Origin of the sequence: Bacteroides sp. A1C1 (assembly GCF_004328515.1) — a bacterium.
Taxonomy (GTDB): domain Bacteria; phylum Bacteroidota; class Bacteroidia; order Bacteroidales; family Bacteroidaceae; genus Bacteroides; species Bacteroides uniformis.
This window is the reverse complement of sequence record NZ_CP036491.1, coordinates 588942-606552: the sequence shown is the minus strand read 5'-3', so window position 1 is coordinate 606552 and position 17611 is coordinate 588942. Positions and strand designations below refer to the sequence as shown.

Below are 17611 nucleotides of genomic sequence, written 5' to 3'. Positions count from 1 at the left end.
TGAGCTGTTAATGATACTGGGCTCTAACCCAAAAGGGACGCAGTCGGATAACCTTCTTCATGCTAAGGTTACACGAACATGATGACTGCCGGCGGATAGACGGATTCTAACCCATTCGTTTGTCATATACAAGAAACATGGTAAACCCGTATTTCTCCTGTATAACAGCAGGTAAGCAAACCGTAAGGAAAGCCGAATGAAATGCGGGCAGAGGAATGTGGAAAAAGCGAATGCCATTCTGTAATGGAGCGGATAGAGGTTGAAACATCACCTCACACGAAAGTGGGCTGACTTCCGCAAGGTGACTTTTTACAAGAAACTTTTAGAACTTATTTAAAGGAGAAAAGCAAATGAACGAAAGTAAGACATCGTGTGCATCTACTGACCAAAAGTGGAGCACTTGGGAAAGCATAGACTGGAACAAGTGCGAAATAGCGGTTAATAAGCTACAAGCACGTATTGTAAAAGCTCAGAAAGCAGGCAAACACGGCAGGGTGAAAGCTTTGCAGTGGATGCTGACGCATTCGTTTTACGCTAAAGCTTTAGCGGTAAAACGTGTTACATCGAACAGAGGCAGTAAAACTGCGGGTGTTGATAAAGCTGTGTGGGCAACTTCCAACAGTAAATTCAAGGCCATCAGCGAGCTAAGAAGAAGAGGCTATACCCCTCAACCTCTAAGAAGGATACATATTAAAAAGAGTAACGGGAAGTTGCGTCCATTAGGGATTCCGACGATGAAAGACAGGGCAATGCAGGCATTGTATCTGCTCGCATTGGAACCTGTGTCAGAAACAACTGCTGACAGCAACTCCTACGGATTCCGTAAAGAGAGAAGTGCTGGCGATGCAAGAGAACAATGTTTTTGCGTCCTTGCCAAGACAGCTTCTCCCGAATGGATTTTAGAAGGAGACATCAAAGGTTGTTTTGACCATATCAGTCATGACTGGCTGTTGGAAAATATTCCAATGGATAAAGTCATGCTGAAAAAATGGCTCAAATGCGGTTTCGTTTTCAACAAGGAATTATTCCCTACGGAAGAAGGAACTCCACAGGGTGGAATTATCTCGCCAACTCTTGCCAATATGACATTGGACGGTCTGCAAGCAATGCTCGCAGAAAAGTATTATAGGAAATCCGTTAAGGGACAAGTATATTATCCAAAGGTTCACATGGTTCGATACGCGGATGATTTTATCATTACGGGAAGGACTAGGGAAGCATTGGAGGAAATAAAGCCGTTAGTGGAGAACTTCCTTGAAAGTCGGGGACTTACTCTATCAGAAGAAAAGACAAAGATAACCCATATTGAAGAGGGCTTTGATTTTCTCGGGTACAATATCCGTAAATACAATGGAATACTTCTAATAAAGCCGTCCAAAAAGAGTCTGAAGGGATTCATGGAGAAAATCAGAGGAATCATTGATTCCAATAAAGGTAGTAAACAGGAATCTCTTATAAGACTTTTGAATCCGGTAATAGTCGGTTGGGTGAATTACTACAAGAATTGCGTGGCTTCGGACACATTCAGAAAAGCTGATTACTTGATATTTGAAAAGCTATGGCAATGGGCCAAGAGACGACATCCCAAGAAAGGTAAATATTGGATTGCCAGCAGATACTTTACACGAATAAAGAATCGTAACTGGTGCTTTGTGGCGAACTTCAAAAGGGGTAAAGCGGATGATAAGATTGCCCTCAAAAGACTGTACGACACGAAAATCACCCGATACGTAAAAGTGAAAGGTGAAGCCAATCCTCTCGACCCTGAATGGAAAGAATATTTTGAAAAGCGCAAGACTTACAAGATGCTCAAGTCGCTTAATGGTAGAAAATCATTGCTGTATATGTGGGAAAAACAAAATCATTTATGCCCCATATGCGGAGAACCCATAGACAAAGAACACTCGTGGGGAACTAATGAAAGAATTGTCAATGGAAAGAAAGTTAATTTCTTGGTACATGACAGTTGCAGAAGAAAAGTCATTCAACTTAAATAGATGTAACAATGAGCTGGTTTCTATTAGATAGAAATTTAAAGTTGCTTGAGCCGTATGATTGGAAACTTTCACGTACGGTTCTTAGGGGGGAAAGGGGCAGTAATGCCCCCGACCTACCCGGCAAGGCAATCGCCAAGGAAGGTATGGCCTCTTATATTAAATATTTGTTTAAGACGGTCAGAAAATTTTTCGGCGAAGCGGTTGTGGTGACGCAGGAAGTGGACGACATCATATCGAGTCCGGTTGTAAAGGAGACAATCATCAACAATTCGGACTGCAAGATACTGCTTGACCAACGAAAGTACCAGAACAAGTTCGACCAGATACAGAACCTGCTCGGCCTGACGGACAAGGAACGCTCACAGATACTTTCCATCAATCTTGCCAATGCGGCCAACCGGCTTTATAAAGAGGTCTGGATAGGGCTTGGCGGTACACAAAGTGCGGTATATGCGACAGAAGTTTCGGCTGAAGAATACCTTTGCTACACCACAGAAGAGACTGAAAAACTGGAACTTACCAGGCTTACGGAAAAGCTGGATGGAAACATCGAGCTGGCTATCAGACAGCTTGCCGAAAACAAGCGGCAGGAAAACAAACAATCCTTTAATCCATAAAACACAATGAGTAAGAAAGATTTATTAAGCCAATGCAGGGAAGCGCTCGGAGACGCCACCCTGACCAATCTGGACCTGCTGAACCTGATTGGGGAGATGAGAAAGGAACTGGAACATGACCGCATCTGCGGGCACTGAATGAACAGGGAAGGCAGCTCGACGCTGACCATCCGTAAATCCAACTGGGTGACGGACGGCTTCAAGGGATACAAGGCCACGCTGTTCGCCGGAGAAAGGGCCTACGTTGAAATCAATATCCCGCTGCGCGGTGGTGACGATCTTTTCCTGCACGGGAACAGGGATGCCGGATGCATCGGGTATTTTTCAGGCAGCGAGGTGTTGCTGTTCGGCAGTTACGGTCTGTTTGCCCGTGATGACGACAGCCGGTATTTACTGACTAAAGAAAGGAGATAGGGCATGAAGAAGAGAACGATAATTTTGTTTATGGCATTGTCATCCCTTTCAGTGACAAGCAAGGCGCAATGGACGGTGATAGACCCCACGAATCTCGCACAGAGTATCGTGAACTCGGCCAATGAAATCGTACAGACTTCCACAACTGCACAGAACATGTGGAGTAATTTTCAGGAGACTGTAAAGATTTATAAGCAAGGGAAGGCTTATTACGATGGTGCGCCCGTATAGGCGATATAATAAATATAGCATTGGCAAGCTATTAGGTAAGTGTTCCAATATTTACCTATCATCACCAGCTTATCTGCCCACGAAAGGACGGCAGGGAGTATAGCACGCTGGAAAGCCATAAGTCAATTAGTTATCAAATTGCAACTGAATGGTGAGATGAAACAGATAGATACGAGGATAAAATCCAAACTGATTGAATGATAGTCCAAGTGAACCCAGTATGTTTTATAGTGAAAGATAACTTAACTCGCTATACCGTAATACCTCTGTTGCGAGCGTCGTGTAGTAGAGGCAGGAACAAATTACGGCACAACCGCAGTAAGCGGTAACGGGCGGAAGTCATATCCGATAATCTATCATAGCCATGTTATTATATCGTAAACGGGGATTGCCTAAATCGGAACGCCGCAAGGCTATTAGGTACAGACCTATGAAAATCCGACAAGGCAACGGAGCTTCCGTAGTAGTCTGAGCAGGGGAAAGCCCTGTACATGACGAAGGGAAGCAGCTAATAATTTTAATGCAAATAACGGAAAATGTGAGAGACATTATGAGAAGTCCAGAGTATGTATTAAACAGTCTAACGGAACACAGTGAAAATTTGAATTACAAGTTCGAACGCTTGTACCGTATCTTTTTCAATGAGGAAATGTATTACGTTGCCTACCAACGCATATATGCGAAACCGGGCAATATGACAGCAGGTGCAGATGGGAAAACCATTGACCAAATGAGCCTGAACCGAATTGAACAACTGATAACATCGTTGAAAGATGAGAGTTATCAGCCCCAACCCTCAAAACGGGTGTATATCCCAAAGAAAAATGGGAAAATGCGTCCATTAGGTGTACCAGCTTTTAACGATAAATTATTGCAGGAAGTGGTCAGAATGATATTGGAAGCCATCTATGAAAGACAGTTTGAAAAAACGTCGCATGGCTTCCGACCCCTAAGAAGCTGCCACACTGCCTTGTCTGATATTCAGAAGACATTTTCGGGCGTGAAATGGTTCGTAGAAGGTGATATTAAGGGATTTTTCGACAATATCAATCATGAGATACTGATAGGTATTCTGAAAGAACGTATCGCTGACGAAAGATTTATTCGCTTGATTAGAAAATTTCTGAATGCAGGATATATCGAAGACTGGAACTTTCATAACTCCTACAGCGGAACACCGCAAGGCGGAATTGTCAGCCCTATCTTGGCAAACATATACCTTGATAAGTTGGATAAATTCATGAAGGAATACACTGAAAAATTTGATAAGGGGAAAGAACGGAAAAGAACCAAACAGGCAGTATCACTTGAAGGCAAACGACACCGTATTCTGAAAAAGTTGAAAGTGGTAAAAGACAAAAATGAAAGGTCAGAATTGATAAGACAATATAAGGCTTATCAAAAAGAAGGTTTGCAGTATTCTGATGGTGACGAAATGGATATGAACTACAGAAAACTCAAATACGTGAGATATGCGGATGATTTTCTAATTGGAATCATTGGCAGTAAACAAGATGCTATCATCATCAAAGAGGACATAAAGAACTTCCTCTATGAAAAGTTGGCTCTTACACTGTCCGATGAGAAAACACTTATCACCCATGCTGAAAACGCTGCAAAATTTCTCGGATATGAGATTTTTGTAAGGAAATCCAATGACACCAAAAGAAGCAAATACGGAGTACTAAGACGTGTCTTCAATAAGAGGATACAATTGGCACTTGGAAAGGATACGTTTAAGAAAAAGTTGCTCGAATATCGTGTTTTAGAAATAAAGATACACAACGGCAAGGAGTATTGGAAAGCAAAATCCCGTCCCAAACTTTCAAACAACAATGACTTTGAGATACTTGACAGGTACACCAAGGAAATAAAGGGCATTTACAATTACTATTGTTTGGCTAATAATTGTAGTAGTCTGTCAAAACTTGGGTATATCATGAAATATAGTATGTACAAAACATTTGCGCAGAAATATCGGACAACGATGTCGCAAATCCGAAAAAAGTACACCAAGAATGGACTTTTTTCAGTTAGATACTATTTAAAGAACGGTACTGCCAAAGACTTGACCTTTTATCATGGTGGGTTCAAAAAGAAAAATCCAATGAACATTAAGGATTTAGACAACTTGCCCAAATTCACATATCATCCTACAAACACAAGTCTTATAGATAGGCTGAAAGCGGAAAAATGTGAATTATGTGGAGTAGTCGATAAGTTAGTGATGCACCATGTGAGAAAATTAAAAAATCTTCAAGGGAAAACTACCTGCGAAAAACAAATGATGGCTCGCAAACGAAAGACTATTGCCATATGTGGTAAGTGTTACAAAAAACTCAGTAACAATGAATAGATTGATATTATTAGTAGAAAGCCGGATACGCGGAGACGTGTACGTCCGGTTTGGGGGCGAGCTTCCGAAAACCCACCGTAGTAATACGGCAGGGCGTTGGATGCTTAGCCTACCCTTGAAGTCGGTGCATGACCTGGTAAAGGGCGCTCGCAAGGTGCAGCAGACCATCCTTCTGGTGGGTGACATCAGCGACATCTACGTGACGAACTTCAACACGATGACGGGCGACCCCAACTTTACGGTGGAAGAGCTATCGGCCATCGCTTTCGGGTACAACAGACTGCTCAAGGAAAGCAGCGACCTGCTGCTGGACTTGAAGGAAGTGACCACGGCAACCGGACTCTCGATGACGGACAAGGAACGGCTGGACATCATCAACCGGATATACGGCGAGGTGCTGGAATACAAGAACCTGACATGGTACTATACCCGCAAGAACATCGGCGTGTCGTACCTGCGGAGCAAGGAAAAGGGGGATGCCGCACGGGTGCTCTCCCTGTACGGGACACACGAGCAGCGTTACTGGTAATCATTCATCCGTTAAATCAAGAAGACTATGTTATTATTATCAATAGACTGGACAAACCTTCACGAGCTTCTGCGCTCGCTGTATGATGAAATGATGCCGCTGTGTGAAGACATGGCTTCGGTAGCGAAGGGAGTGGCGGGCCTCGGTGCCTTGTTCTATGTGGCCTACCGGGTATGGCAGTCCCTTGCCCGGGCCGAGCCGATAGACGTGTTCCCCCTGTTCCGGCCCTTCGTGCTGGGCCTTTGCATCATGTTTTTTCCGACTATGGTACTGGGTACAATCAACGGGATTCTTTCTCCCGTATGCAAAGCGACTTCCTCACTGGTCGAACAGCAGACCTTCGACATGAGGAAATACCAGGAAGAGAAAGACAGGCTGAAACGCGAGGCGATGCTGCGTGACCCGGCGAAGGCCTTCCTGGTGAGCGACGAGGCGTATGACAAGAGGCTGGACGAACTGGGCTGGTCGCTGGGGGACATGGACACGATGATAAACATGTACGGACAGAAGAAGATATACGAACTCGGCGAGAAAATCCGGGGATGGTTCCGCGAACTGCTGGAACTCTTCTTCCAGGCGGCCTCGCTGCTGATAGACACGCTGAGGACCTTCTTCCTGATCGTACTGTCCATCCTGGGACCTGTCTCCTTCGCGCTGGCCGTCTATGACGGATTCCAGAGCACGCTGACCACCTGGCTGTCCCGGTATATCTGCATCTATCTGTGGCTGCCGGTGAGTGACCTGTTCGGAGCGGTCCTCTCACGCATACAGATACTGATGTTACAGCAGGACATAGAGAATATGCAGGACCCGGCATTCATACCGGACTCGTCGGGGAAAGTATATTGTATTTTCATGATTATAGGTATCATCGGTTACTTCTGTGTCCCCACCGTTTCATCGTGGATTATCCAGGCGGGCGGTGCCGGAGCTTACGGGCAGAAGGCAAACGGTGCCGGAAAGATGGCCGGTAACGGTGCTGCGGCGGTAGGTGGTGCAGCAGGCGGAGCGATAGCCGGACGTATCAGGAAAATGTTCTAACCTTACATCAATAATTGTATAACGACAACATTAAAAACAGAAGAAGAAAATGGAATTCAAATCATTAAAAAACATCGAGACATCGTTCCGGCAGCTACGGCTGTTCGGGATGATATTCCTGGGGGCGTGTACGCTAGTAACGGTATTTGCCGTATGAAAGGCTTATGATTTCGCCGAGGCGCAGCGACAGAAAATCTATGTGTTGGACGGCGGAAAATCACTGATGCTGGCCCTTTCGCAGGACGTGCAGCAGAACCGTCCGGTGGAAGCGAGGGAACATATCAGGCGTTTCCACGAGCTGTTCTTCTCCCTGTCACCGGACAAGAGCGCCATTGAAAGCAATGTGCAGCGTGCCCTTTACCTTTCGGATGAAAGCGCCATCGGCTACTACCGGAACTTGCAGGAAAAAGGCTATTTCAACCGGATGATAGCGGGAAACATCTCGCAGACACTGACGGTGGACAGCATAAGGGGAAACTTCGACAGTTATCCCTACCGGATGAAGGCTTATTGCCGGCAGCACATCATCCGTTCGAGCAGCGTTACCGAAAGGTCGCTTGTCACCACCTGCCGTCTGAGGAACGTCACCCGGAGTGACAACAACCCGCAGGGCTTTCTGATAGAGAGTTTTACCATCATCGAAAACAGGGACATCGGACAGTATGAAAGATAAGGGGATAAAAAAGGTCTTCCACCCGTTCAGAACGGGGATAGACCGCCATATGGCCGGACTCCGCAGACGCTGGCTGCGGTTGAGCTGCCGGCAGCAAAAGGTTATCATCCTTTACCTGCTCGGACTCTTCGCCGCCATCGACCTTGCCTGCATCGTGGGCGGTTTCTGCGGAACAGACAAATTTCCGATTGAGGTACGGCATCTCCAAAGGATTGCGTTTCCCCAGACGGACAGTATCCAACCATTAAAAAACAATATATCCAATGACACAATCCGATAAGAAAGAAAAGGATAAGGAAATGCGGAAAGCGGAGTCCGTACCCGAAAAGGGGAAACAGTTAAGCCGCAAGGCTGCCGACAAGCTGAAATTCTATGGCGTGGCGGCTGTTCTGTCCCTGCTTTGCGCCGGGTTCATCTGGTTTATCTTCAAGCCGGACACAACGGAAACGGTGGAAGGGACGGCTGGCATCAATACAACGATACCCGACGCTATCGCACCGGAAACGATGACCGACAAACAGAAGGCTTACGAACTGGAGCGGATGAAGAAGCGCAGGCAGGAAAAGGTAAGAACCTTGCAGGACATAGCGGGCGATTACCTGATACCGGACACGTCGGACGGGCTGAAGCCGGAAAAGGCGGCACCGGAACAGGACGCTATCCGGGAGTCACGGCAACAGCAACAACAAATATCAAGACAGATAGCCTCGTTCTATCAGGAACCGAAAGACAATCCCAGGGTAAGCGATCTGGAACGGCAGGTGAAGGAGCTTAATGAAAAGCTGGAACGGGAACGGAAGGGACAAGATCCGCTGGAACTGATGGAAAAGTCGTATGAGATGGCGGCACGCTATTTTCCCGGTCAGGCGGGCGGGCAGGTGAAAAGCATACAGTCGGGCGGTCCGTCCGGCAACCCTGCCGCCATAGCCGCCGGACGTGCCACGGAAAGCGTGGTCTCGTCGCTGGCTGCGCCATCGGCTCCCGACACGATACCCCGCAATTACGGTTTTGCCACGGCGGTAGGTGCCGGACAGCCTGCCGGAACCAATACGATACGTGCCTGCGTGGCTGAAGACCAGACGGTGACCACCGGGGCATGACTGAAGTTCCGGCTGCTGGAACCGCTGCAAGTGGGCGGCGTGCCTGTGCCTGCCAATACTCCGCTATATGGCACGGTGCGTATCGAGGGGCAACGGATGGCGGTCACGGTAAACTCCATAGAGAGCGGCGGCAATATCTTGCCGGTGGAACTGGTGGCTTACGATATGGACGGGCAGGAAGGGCTTTTCGTCCCGAACACAGCGGAACGTACCGCCATGAAGGAAGCCGCCGCCAATATCGGGGGCAGTTTCGGGACAAGCATCTCATTCGCACGCAGTGCCTCGCAGCAACTGGTCATGGACGTGACAAGGGGCGTGCTTGGCGGCGGGTCGCAATACCTGGCCACAAAGATGCGTGAGGTGAAGGTGGTCGTGAAAGCAAATTATCAACTTCTATTAATCTCAAAAAAACAGTAATCAGATGAAGACAAGAATTATTTTATCATTAGTAATGCTTTTGACCGTATTGTCGGTAAAGGCGCAGGAATCCGTGGAAACAAGGATTTTCCCCACCAATCAGATTATCGCACCGCACCTCATCGAGGTGACTTTCTCGAAGACCGTACATATCCTGTTCCCTTCGGAAGTGAAATATGTGGATTTGGGCTCCTACGACATCATTGCCGACAAAGCTACGGGGGCGGAGAATGTGGTACGTATCAAGTCTGCCGTAAAGGGCTTTGAGGGCGAGACGAACTTCTCGGTCATTACGGCTGACGGCTGCTTCTATTCCTTTAATGTGGTATATAAGAATGAACCGGCACAACTTTCCATTGAGATGGAAGACTGGCTGCGGAAGAACCCGATGGGCGGGGCGGCTGACGATCGCATGTTCGTGAAACTGAAGGAACTCGGCGGGGAGACACCGCTGGTGGTGAACCGCATCATGTACACGCTGTATAAGAAGAACAAAAGGGACATCAGGCATATCGGCTGCAAGAAGTACGGTATACAGACCCTGCTCAAAGGAATCTATATCAACAATGACCTGCTGTACCTGCATACTTCCCTGCGCAACACTTCGGACATATCGTTCGACATAGACCATATCCGTTTCAAGGTGGTCGACAAGAAGGTGACCAGGCGCACGGCCATGCAGGAGAATATTATAGAGCCGGTAAGGACTTACAACCGTCTGACAACGGTGGACGGTAAGGCCACGGTACGCAACATCTTCGTGTTGCCCAAGCTGACACTGCCGGATGACAAGCTGCTGGTAGTGGAGATTTACGAAAAGGGTGGTGCCCGTCACCAGTCGTTCCGCATAGAGAATACAGACCTTGTGGCGGCAAAACCAATCAGTGAGCTGCACCTGAAATAATAACCTATATATAATATAATGTATATGCAAAGAATATTATTCATATTGACAGCTGCTGTACTGTCGCTCCTTGCGGGTGAAGCATACGCGCAGCGTGACTTGCCGGGGCAGACGGGCATACAGTTTACGACGGGCGGGGTGAATCATTTCCTTTTATGGAAGAGTGGCGGTGAACGCCACTACTTCACCTCGCTGGCCTTTACACATACCAACCGTAACCGTACCTATTGGCTGTATGGCCTGGATTATCAGATAAAGGAGTACACCTATGAAAATAAGGCGATACCCAAAGCGCAGTTCGCAGGGGAACTCGGTTACTTTATTCCCGTATTGTGGGACAAGGGCCGGAATGTATGTCTACGTATCGGACTCTCGGCATTGGGCGGTTTCGAGACGGTCAACCGGGGAACCTCCCTGCTTCCTGACGGGGCGACGGTGACAAACGGTGACTGCTTTATCTATGGCGGTGGGCTGACTGCGGCCTTTGAGACTTATCTGACCGACCGGGTGATGCTCCTGCTGCAAGTCAAGGAAAGGGCCCTGTTCGGAACCGATGCGGGTAATTTCCATACGCAGGTAGGACTGGGAGTCCGCCTTATCATTAACTAATGAAAAGAGAAAGGAGAAACTTAAAAATGAAAAATGTACTATATATATGTATAGGCGCACTCTTTGCGGTGCTGGCCTTCGGTTCCTGCAACGATGCTATAGACATCCGGCAGGATTATGATTTCAGCCTCTCGTCATGGTATCTGCAAGAACAGATTGAAACGGGTGAAACGGTGGAGATACGCTTTTATCTTGACCGTGAAGGGGACTATGAAAAGGCGGAGTATGAAATCGGTTACATCCAGATGGAAGGCAAGGGAGAGGTGACGGACAGTGAAGGCGTAAGACTCGTCAACCGGGAAGTGAGGCCGTTGGCGGAAGTGCCGGAACTGGATAGGGAAAATCCGGTCAGGCAGATATTCACCCTCTTTTACCGTTCGACAAGTGCCAGACGCTCGGAACTGAAATTCTTTGTCCGGGACAATTTCGGACAGGAAAGGGAACTGACAATGACATTTGATACGGAAAACGGTATGGTGGATTATAAATAAGAATGGTGGGGCATCCTGCCGTTCTTTGTTCCATAAATTTGATTGTATGGCAGTAATTTGATTTATCCACTAGGTAATTCAAATTAACTTTTTATATTTGTCAACTGTTTTTAATTTATAAGGGCATGAAACCGATATTCTGTATATTCCTATTAAACTTTAACATTGCACTGATTAGCACACCAAAGGAAAGTATTTTCATAAATTCCTAGTAAAACAATAGCAATTATAAATATTAGGACTATTGATAGCTGCTATTGTTATATATGAGTCTATTTGTAATTTATTGATGTCCCTCAAATCAAGCATCTTCTATTGCTTTTAAAAGATCTGTTTTCCTATTCTCAGATGTTTTCAATAAAGGAAAAACAGCAAAACTCATTGTAAGTATAGCAATAGAGCATAATAATGAAAAAAGAATATAACAAGAAAAAAATAACAATTAGAGACTCGGTGGCAGAAAGAGAAATTTAAAGGAATAGCTCAGGTGAGAAAGAAGTTTGAAGCAATGGATATTAGTATGCTCCTCGCTTTTGTCGACCGTGAGACTGTGATTAGGTAGGAAGTGACGGATAAACAAACATTATTGGATGATTTATTGAAAATTCATGTATCTATGGAAGAAAAGTACAATATTGCAAGAGGTAAACTGGAAAATGCACGTTAGGCATTTAAAAATACTTAAAAAGGAGTATTTGGTTACTTTTTTAAAGTAGTACTTTGGGGGAGTGGGTGGGAGTTTTTAGTAGCCAGATATACGCCCGAGAGAATCAAGACGATCCCGACTACCGCAACAGGAGTCACTTCCTCATGTAGGAATATAGTCGCTCCGACCGTTGTGGCGAGAGGATTCAGATAAAGATAATTGGATGCCTGTATCGTTCCCAGCTGTTTTACAACAATGTTCCACAATAGATAACAGGCAGACGAGGCTATGACACCTAAAAAAAGGAGATTGCTCCACACTTCATTGTCCAGTAATACAGCAGGATTTGTCAATGAGGGCAGAAAAAGGAAAGTGGGAAGAATTGTTATTATGCCATAGAAAAATATCTTTCTGGTGATGAAAGCCGGAGAATATTTTCGGGTGAGACTCCGAATGACAAGACTGTAAAACGCCCATGACAGGGAAGCTAGAAGAGTCAGTAAATCTCCCAAAGGTGATATCCGAAGAATGAAACTTCCGTTGAATATCAGCAAGCCTACACCCAACAGAGCAATAATAGATCCGTATATGAAGCCTCTTGAGACCTTTTCCGTCCGAACGGACAATACGGTCAGAACAGCTGTCAATAACGGGGCCATACATATGATGAAAGATACATTTGAAGCCTGTGTCAGCCCCAGAGCTATGTTCTGTAAAAAGAAGAACAGGGAGCCACCCAATACTCCGCCACCCACCAGATATAGCTCATCTTTCAGATTACGGGCAAAAAAACGATGGAAAGAGATAGGACACACTGCAGCATAAGCCAGCAAAAAACGGAAAAGGAAAATCTCCTGAGCAGACAGACCATGAACTATTAGAACCTTGGTGGAAATAAAAGTCATTCCCCATACCACAACGACCATAACAGCGGTCAGATGATAAAATATATGTTTCATTACAATTAAAATATTTTTAATTCTGATGTACATGCTTTTTTGCTTACAGTCAAATTGATATATATCCAGCCGATATCCCGGCTCCTTGGAACGGACTTCTATCCATACCAATCTGTATGACAATGGGCTTTTCAATCCACACCAGTTCAATATATAAGGCCCGGAAGAATATTATTTATACTTCCATACAGTTTGCCGAATGTAAATGAAAGGAAACTGACTTTAACATATTCACATTAAAGCGGTGTGAAAATAGTAAAATAATGAAAGGCAAATACGGATGAAGTCAGATCTTTTCAAAATATGTCTCAAATATAGTAGATATTGTCTGCTTTAATAGACTTGAGAATACATAAACTATCACTTAGAATGGAAAGTCTGATTATATCCCCCCCAAAAAAAAATATCGGTAATTATGAATGTACTCTCCCTTGTCAACATGTTCCGGTCCGTATCCATAGAATATCCCAAAAGAGATTTCTTTGCGTGGCAGGGTCTTCTGGTTTCCTTCCCCAACTTTTGCGTATACTATACAGCATCCATTTTTACAAATTGTGGAGTTTCTTATATCCGGCACGAAAGTTTGCAGGGGATGTTCCTGATTTCTTCTTGAAGAATTTCCCGAAGGATGACTGGTCTGAAAAGCCTAATTGTTCAGCAATCTCCTTTACAGTCAGATCTGTAAAAACCAGCAGACGTCTGGCATCCCTATAAAGTGCTTCCGTTATATAGTTGTTCACTGTTTTTCCAGAAATCTGGCGTACCACTCTTGACAGGTAGGTCTGAGACACGTTAAGGGAGTCTGCATAGAACTGAAGATCATGTACTTTCCTGTAATTCTCAGCCAGTAATTTTCTGAAAAGGCGGAACAAAGCATCGGAATGCCTGACTCTTCCAGCAGGATGTACATTTTGGCTGTGAAAGATTTCTGTTATTTGCAGCAACAGGAAATTGACCAGCGAACCAGCCATTTCCTCAGGATGGTCAGAAGTAAGGTAGTGGGACATCAGGTCTAACGTTTTGCGTATATGTACGGTATCGCTGTCCTCCAGCCGTAAGACATATGTCGTATGACTGTTGTTATAAAGCCGTTTGTATACATAGTTTCCTATGGAAAGGGAGTCAAAAAAGAAAGGCTCCATACATAGACCACATGTACCGAAGTCGGAACTTTTTTTCATTAACTCTACAGACATTCTTGGAGCGACAAGAAGCATGTCCCCCTTTCCTACATTATAAGAATGACAGTCAACTACAAATTCTGCTGTTCCGGCTTCCACCAGTATATAAAAGAAAGCCCCGGCACGCAATATCTTATTACTGTACTTGTCTAAAAAAATCTCAATATTCAGGATATAAACTCCTCTATTGTATGCGGTGACTGACTGCATTTCCCGCACCAAGGCCGACAATGTTTCTTTGGTATGCTCCATAAGCACAAACTATTTCTATATATTTTCCTAAAATGACCATTTCATCTGTAAGCTCGGATAAAAGTCTGACATCCAATGACGGATATGAGAAAGGTCAGCAAGATACAAAGAAAAGATCAAATATACAAAAAAGCCAAACTATATACGAAACAATATAATATACGTGTCAATGTTGGGAAATAATAGCATCGGTATCATCAGAGAGATGTCGGGGCATAAAAAGTGTTGTAATTGACTAAGTTTCGTTCTTTTAAGAACAGATAAATCAGACATAAGCTTACTAACTTTGCAACCAATAAACGAGATGGAGGTCTACATACCGCTATCTCAATTTGTTTAACTATAAAAATATAAAGTAATGAGTAGTATCAAACCTATCAGAGATCCCAAAACGGATCATTTGCTAACACCGGAAAACTCCGCATTGTTAGTCATCGATTATCAGCCCATACAGGTTCATTCCATAGCTTCCATGGACAGACGGGAACTGGTGGAAAATATATCCAATGTCTGCCGTGTGGCCAAAGGGTTCAATGTCCCTGTTATTTTGACTACTGTGAATGTTGCCACCGGTCTTAACCAGCCTACTATCCCCCAGATAAAGAAGGCCCTTCCGGGGCAGCCTGAGATTGACAGGACTTCTGTCAATTCATGGGAAGACAAGGAGTTCCAGGAAGCAGTCAAGGCACTGGGCAGAAAGAAACTTGTGGTTTGTGCGCTATGGACAGAGGTCTGTCTCTGTTTTCCAGCCTTGGATCTTTTGAAGGAGGGCTATGAAGTATATACTATTGTTGACGCTGTCGGCGGAACATCCAGGCTGGCTCATGAAACGGCCCTCAGACGGATGGAGCAGGCCGGAGTTCGGCTGACTTCCGTAACCCAGTATATCTGTGAACTGCAAAGGGACTGGAACCGCAAAGAAACCGTTCCTGTTTTCTTCCAAGGGCTGTTGGATAACGGATCTTTTTTTGTGGAAACACTCAAAGAAAAATAGTATAACAGACAAAAAAAGCATCCAGTTATAAAAGAATGAAAACGGATGTTATCCTTTGTATAAAAGAATAACATCCGCCTTCCTGAAATATCCAGTTTATGAAAAATATTTTATTGTTCCTATTGTTTATGACAGCCGCTAGTATCAATGCGCAGACAGTCATGTGGACTGACGATCCCGAACATACCCGTATCGGTTTTGAAGTGAAGCATGCGGGGCTCTCCTTTGTCAGCGGATATTTCTCAGACTTTGACATTACCGTAAGGCAGAAGAATGGTGATTGCACGAATACGGATATCCGGGTGGAAGTCCGGACGGCAAGTGTGAGCACAGGAGTGGAAGCCAGAAATAAACATCTGCGCTCATCCGATTTCTTTGATGTGGAGAGATTCCCCATGATGGTGTTTAAAAGTACGGAAATGAAGATGCTCGGTACAGATAAAGGGGAGATATATGGAGAGCTCACTCTCCACGGAATTATTAAAAAGGTGCGGTTTGACGTGATGTTAATTGGCAGAAAGGAAAGTCCGGTGTCCGGTAAAGAGACGGCAGGTTTTCGGCTCCAGGGTGTGATCAGATGCTCGGACTTCCAACTAGGTTCCAAATATATTCCGACTATGATCTCGGATAACGTACATGTTGTCGTCGACTGTGAATTCTCACCAAGGCAGGGTGAATTGGATATATAGTCAAAAGCAGACGGCATCTGTATCAGAAATATTTGGCGATACCAACTTAATTATATATTCCGGAGAAAATCCGCTTCGGGATAATTATATTCTACAAACCATTCTTGCATGGATTGAAAAACAATTAATATTAAAATGACAACAATATGAAAAAAAGAAAAGTGACACGGATTGTGAGAGGAAGAAAGACTGTTGACGGGGCAGGTGTACATCTGCGCCGGATATTGGGAGAGCAGACGGTGGTGGACTTTGACCCGTTTCTGATGCTTGACGGTTTTGACTCCACCAATCCGCAGGATTATATAAAGGGATTTCCCTGGCATCCACATCGCGGAATAGAGACCATAACCTATCTTGTCAGCGGAACAATGGAGCATGAGGACAGCCTGGGAAACAAAGGGGTGATCCAGTCCATGGGATGCCAATGGATGACAGCCGGTTCAGGAATACTCCACAAGGAGATGCCGCAGCCATCAGAAAGGATGCTCGGATGCCAACTGTGGGTCAATTTACCTGCTGCAAAAAAAATGGTTCCACCGGCATATAGGGACATTGCTCCGGATGACATCCCGGTGGTGATGTCCGACAAGGCAACCGTCCGGATCTTATCAGGCAGCCACCGGGGGATACGGGGGACTCTGGACAATTCGTATGTTCAGATAACATATTTGGATGTAACTTTGCCCGCTGACGCCTCATGGAAGTACAACGAAGCACGCGATGATGAAAACCTATTTCTCTATTTGCTGGAAGGCTCGCTTTTCCCCGAAGTGAGACAGCAATCTGCGGAAAGTAAGGGTTGTGCCATATTATATTCTGTTCCCGTTCCTGGAGAAGATACGGACGAACCGGTAGAGGTGAAAGCCGGACCGGAAGGCGCACGTTTCCTTTTGTTGTCGGCTCCTCCCCTGAAAGAACCTATTGTCTGGGGAGGTCCCATAGTGATGAATAGCCGGGAGGAACTGGAGGAAGCTTTTAGAGAATTAAGAAATGGAACATTCATCAAATAAACGGCATTATTTTACTGAGGCAACCGTCTCCCCCGGATGAACGGATATAAAATGTATGGTAGGCTTATGACGGCTGTGGTTATATTCCATGCCGTTGCCGACCATATAAAAAAAACGAAAAATACCTATTTGTAGGTATTGTGTGAAGCTGTATAATCCACTATCTTTGTAATATGGATGGAATAATGAAAAATAGAACAGCCGTAGCATACCTGCTGTTACTGAGCATGATGCCTTTCTTTTTTGTGAAAGCCTTTCATGTTCATAAGGAGCGTGCATGTATTCATGACGGGCAACAGTTCCCTCATCACGATTCAGCAGATAAATGTGCTATCTGTCTTTTCACTTTATCCTTATTTACCGAAGCGGAAAGTTTGGAGTACACCCATACCTTGACTGTAAAGCCTGTTAAATATCTTATTTTGGAGGAGCAGGGCGTCACTGCTACAATTCTCCTTTTGTCTCTTCGCGCTCCTCCTGTCCGAATGTCATAATTCTCTA

19 protein-coding genes and 2 pseudogenes are annotated in these 17611 nt (G+C 45.1%); 19 read left to right on the top strand and 2 right to left on the bottom strand.

What is annotated here, in order from left to right; all coding sequences use genetic code 11:
* Positions 1-350: 350 nt before the first annotated feature.
* The 15 genes and pseudogenes from ltrA (at position 351) to EYA81_RS02605 (ending at position 11379) form a co-directional block, all read left to right on the top strand.
* Positions 351-1997: a group II intron reverse transcriptase/maturase gene (gene ltrA, locus EYA81_RS02665; protein WP_005655094.1), complete on the top strand. Its 1647-nt coding sequence runs from the start codon at positions 351-353 to the stop codon at positions 1995-1997.
* A gap of 8 nt (positions 1998-2005) precedes the next feature.
* On the top strand, positions 2006-2614 hold the full coding sequence (locus EYA81_RS02660; protein WP_117742564.1) for a TraG family conjugative transposon ATPase: 609 nt from the start codon (positions 2006-2008) through the stop codon (positions 2612-2614).
* Between the two features lie 6 nt (positions 2615-2620).
* On the top strand, positions 2621-2752 hold the full coding sequence (locus EYA81_RS19785) for a hypothetical protein (RefSeq protein WP_005655090.1): 132 nt from the start codon (positions 2621-2623) through the stop codon (positions 2750-2752).
* A complete protein-coding gene (locus EYA81_RS02655) occupies positions 2753-3028 on the top strand; it encodes a hypothetical protein (protein WP_060386368.1) in 276 nt (91 codons plus the stop codon).
* Positions 3029-3031: 3 nt separating this feature from the next.
* Positions 3032-3247, top strand: a pseudogene (locus EYA81_RS02650) (DUF4141 domain-containing protein); the annotation flags it as partial.
* Positions 3248-3809: 562 nt separating this feature from the next.
* Entirely contained in the window at positions 3810-5615 is a 1806-nt protein-coding gene (locus tag EYA81_RS02645) for a reverse transcriptase/maturase family protein (protein WP_131225338.1), read from the top strand.
* On the top strand, positions 5608-6144 hold the full coding sequence (locus tag EYA81_RS19120; RefSeq protein WP_060386370.1) for a hypothetical protein: 537 nt from the start codon (positions 5608-5610) through the stop codon (positions 6142-6144). The genes EYA81_RS02645 and EYA81_RS19120 overlap by 8 nt, the downstream gene beginning before the upstream one ends.
* Before the next feature lie 27 nt (positions 6145-6171).
* Positions 6172-7185, top strand: a complete 1014-nt coding sequence (gene traJ / locus EYA81_RS02635; RefSeq protein WP_008781892.1) for a conjugative transposon protein TraJ — start codon at positions 6172-6174, stop codon at positions 7183-7185.
* 49 nt (positions 7186-7234) lie between these two features.
* Positions 7235-7858: pseudogene (gene traK / locus EYA81_RS02630) on the top strand (conjugative transposon protein TraK).
* Positions 7848-8138: a hypothetical protein gene (locus EYA81_RS02625; RefSeq protein WP_060386371.1), complete on the top strand. Its 291-nt coding sequence runs from the start codon at positions 7848-7850 to the stop codon at positions 8136-8138. Before traK ends, EYA81_RS02625 begins: the two are co-directional and overlap by 11 nt.
* Positions 8122-8958, top strand: coding sequence for a conjugative transposon protein TraM (locus EYA81_RS02620; RefSeq protein WP_060386372.1), 837 nt, complete (start codon positions 8122-8124; stop codon positions 8956-8958). Before EYA81_RS02625 ends, EYA81_RS02620 begins: the two co-directional genes overlap by 17 nt.
* 39 nt (positions 8959-8997) lie before the next feature.
* On the top strand, positions 8998-9375 hold the full coding sequence (gene traM / locus EYA81_RS19865) for a conjugative transposon protein TraM (RefSeq protein ID WP_334312426.1): 378 nt from the start codon (positions 8998-9000) through the stop codon (positions 9373-9375).
* Positions 9376-9379: 4 nt separating this feature from the next.
* Positions 9380-10279: a conjugative transposon protein TraN gene (gene traN, locus EYA81_RS02615; RefSeq protein WP_060386374.1), complete on the top strand. Its 900-nt coding sequence runs from the start codon at positions 9380-9382 to the stop codon at positions 10277-10279.
* An 18-nt stretch (positions 10280-10297) separates the two neighbouring features.
* A complete protein-coding gene (locus EYA81_RS02610; protein WP_082709328.1) occupies positions 10298-10888 on the top strand; it encodes a conjugal transfer protein TraO in 591 nt (196 codons plus the stop codon).
* A gap of 26 nt (positions 10889-10914) precedes the next feature.
* The gene (locus EYA81_RS02605) at positions 10915-11379 is read left to right on the top strand and encodes a TraQ conjugal transfer family protein (protein ID WP_060386375.1); all 465 of its coding nucleotides are present in this window, start codon (positions 10915-10917) and stop codon (positions 11377-11379) included.
* 699 nt (positions 11380-12078) lie between these two features.
* Here EYA81_RS02605 and EYA81_RS02600 read toward each other — a convergent pair.
* Positions 12079-12990: a DMT family transporter gene (locus EYA81_RS02600; protein WP_060386414.1), complete on the bottom strand. Its 912-nt coding sequence runs from the start codon at positions 12988-12990 to the stop codon at positions 12079-12081.
* 539 nt (positions 12991-13529) lie between these two features.
* The gene (locus EYA81_RS02595) at positions 13530-14417 is read right to left on the bottom strand and encodes an AraC family transcriptional regulator (protein WP_060386376.1); all 888 of its coding nucleotides are present in this window, start codon (positions 14415-14417) and stop codon (positions 13530-13532) included.
* Between the two features lie 358 nt (positions 14418-14775).
* On the opposite strand from EYA81_RS02595, the gene EYA81_RS02590 reads away from it, so the two are divergent.
* The 4 genes from EYA81_RS02590 (at position 14776) to EYA81_RS02575 (ending at position 17604) form a co-directional block, all read left to right on the top strand.
* Entirely contained in the window at positions 14776-15411 is a 636-nt protein-coding gene (locus EYA81_RS02590) for a hydrolase (protein WP_060386377.1), read from the top strand.
* Positions 15412-15539: 128 nt separating this feature from the next.
* Positions 15540-16100, top strand: coding sequence for a YceI family protein (locus EYA81_RS02585; RefSeq protein WP_131225337.1), 561 nt, complete (start codon positions 15540-15542; stop codon positions 16098-16100).
* A gap of 146 nt (positions 16101-16246) precedes the next feature.
* Positions 16247-17110, top strand: coding sequence for a pirin family protein (locus EYA81_RS02580; protein WP_060386379.1), 864 nt, complete (start codon positions 16247-16249; stop codon positions 17108-17110).
* A 185-nt stretch (positions 17111-17295) separates the two neighbouring features.
* Entirely contained in the window at positions 17296-17604 is a 309-nt protein-coding gene (locus EYA81_RS02575) for a hypothetical protein (RefSeq protein WP_195399624.1), read from the top strand.
* The last annotated feature ends 7 nt before the right edge of the window (positions 17605-17611 follow it).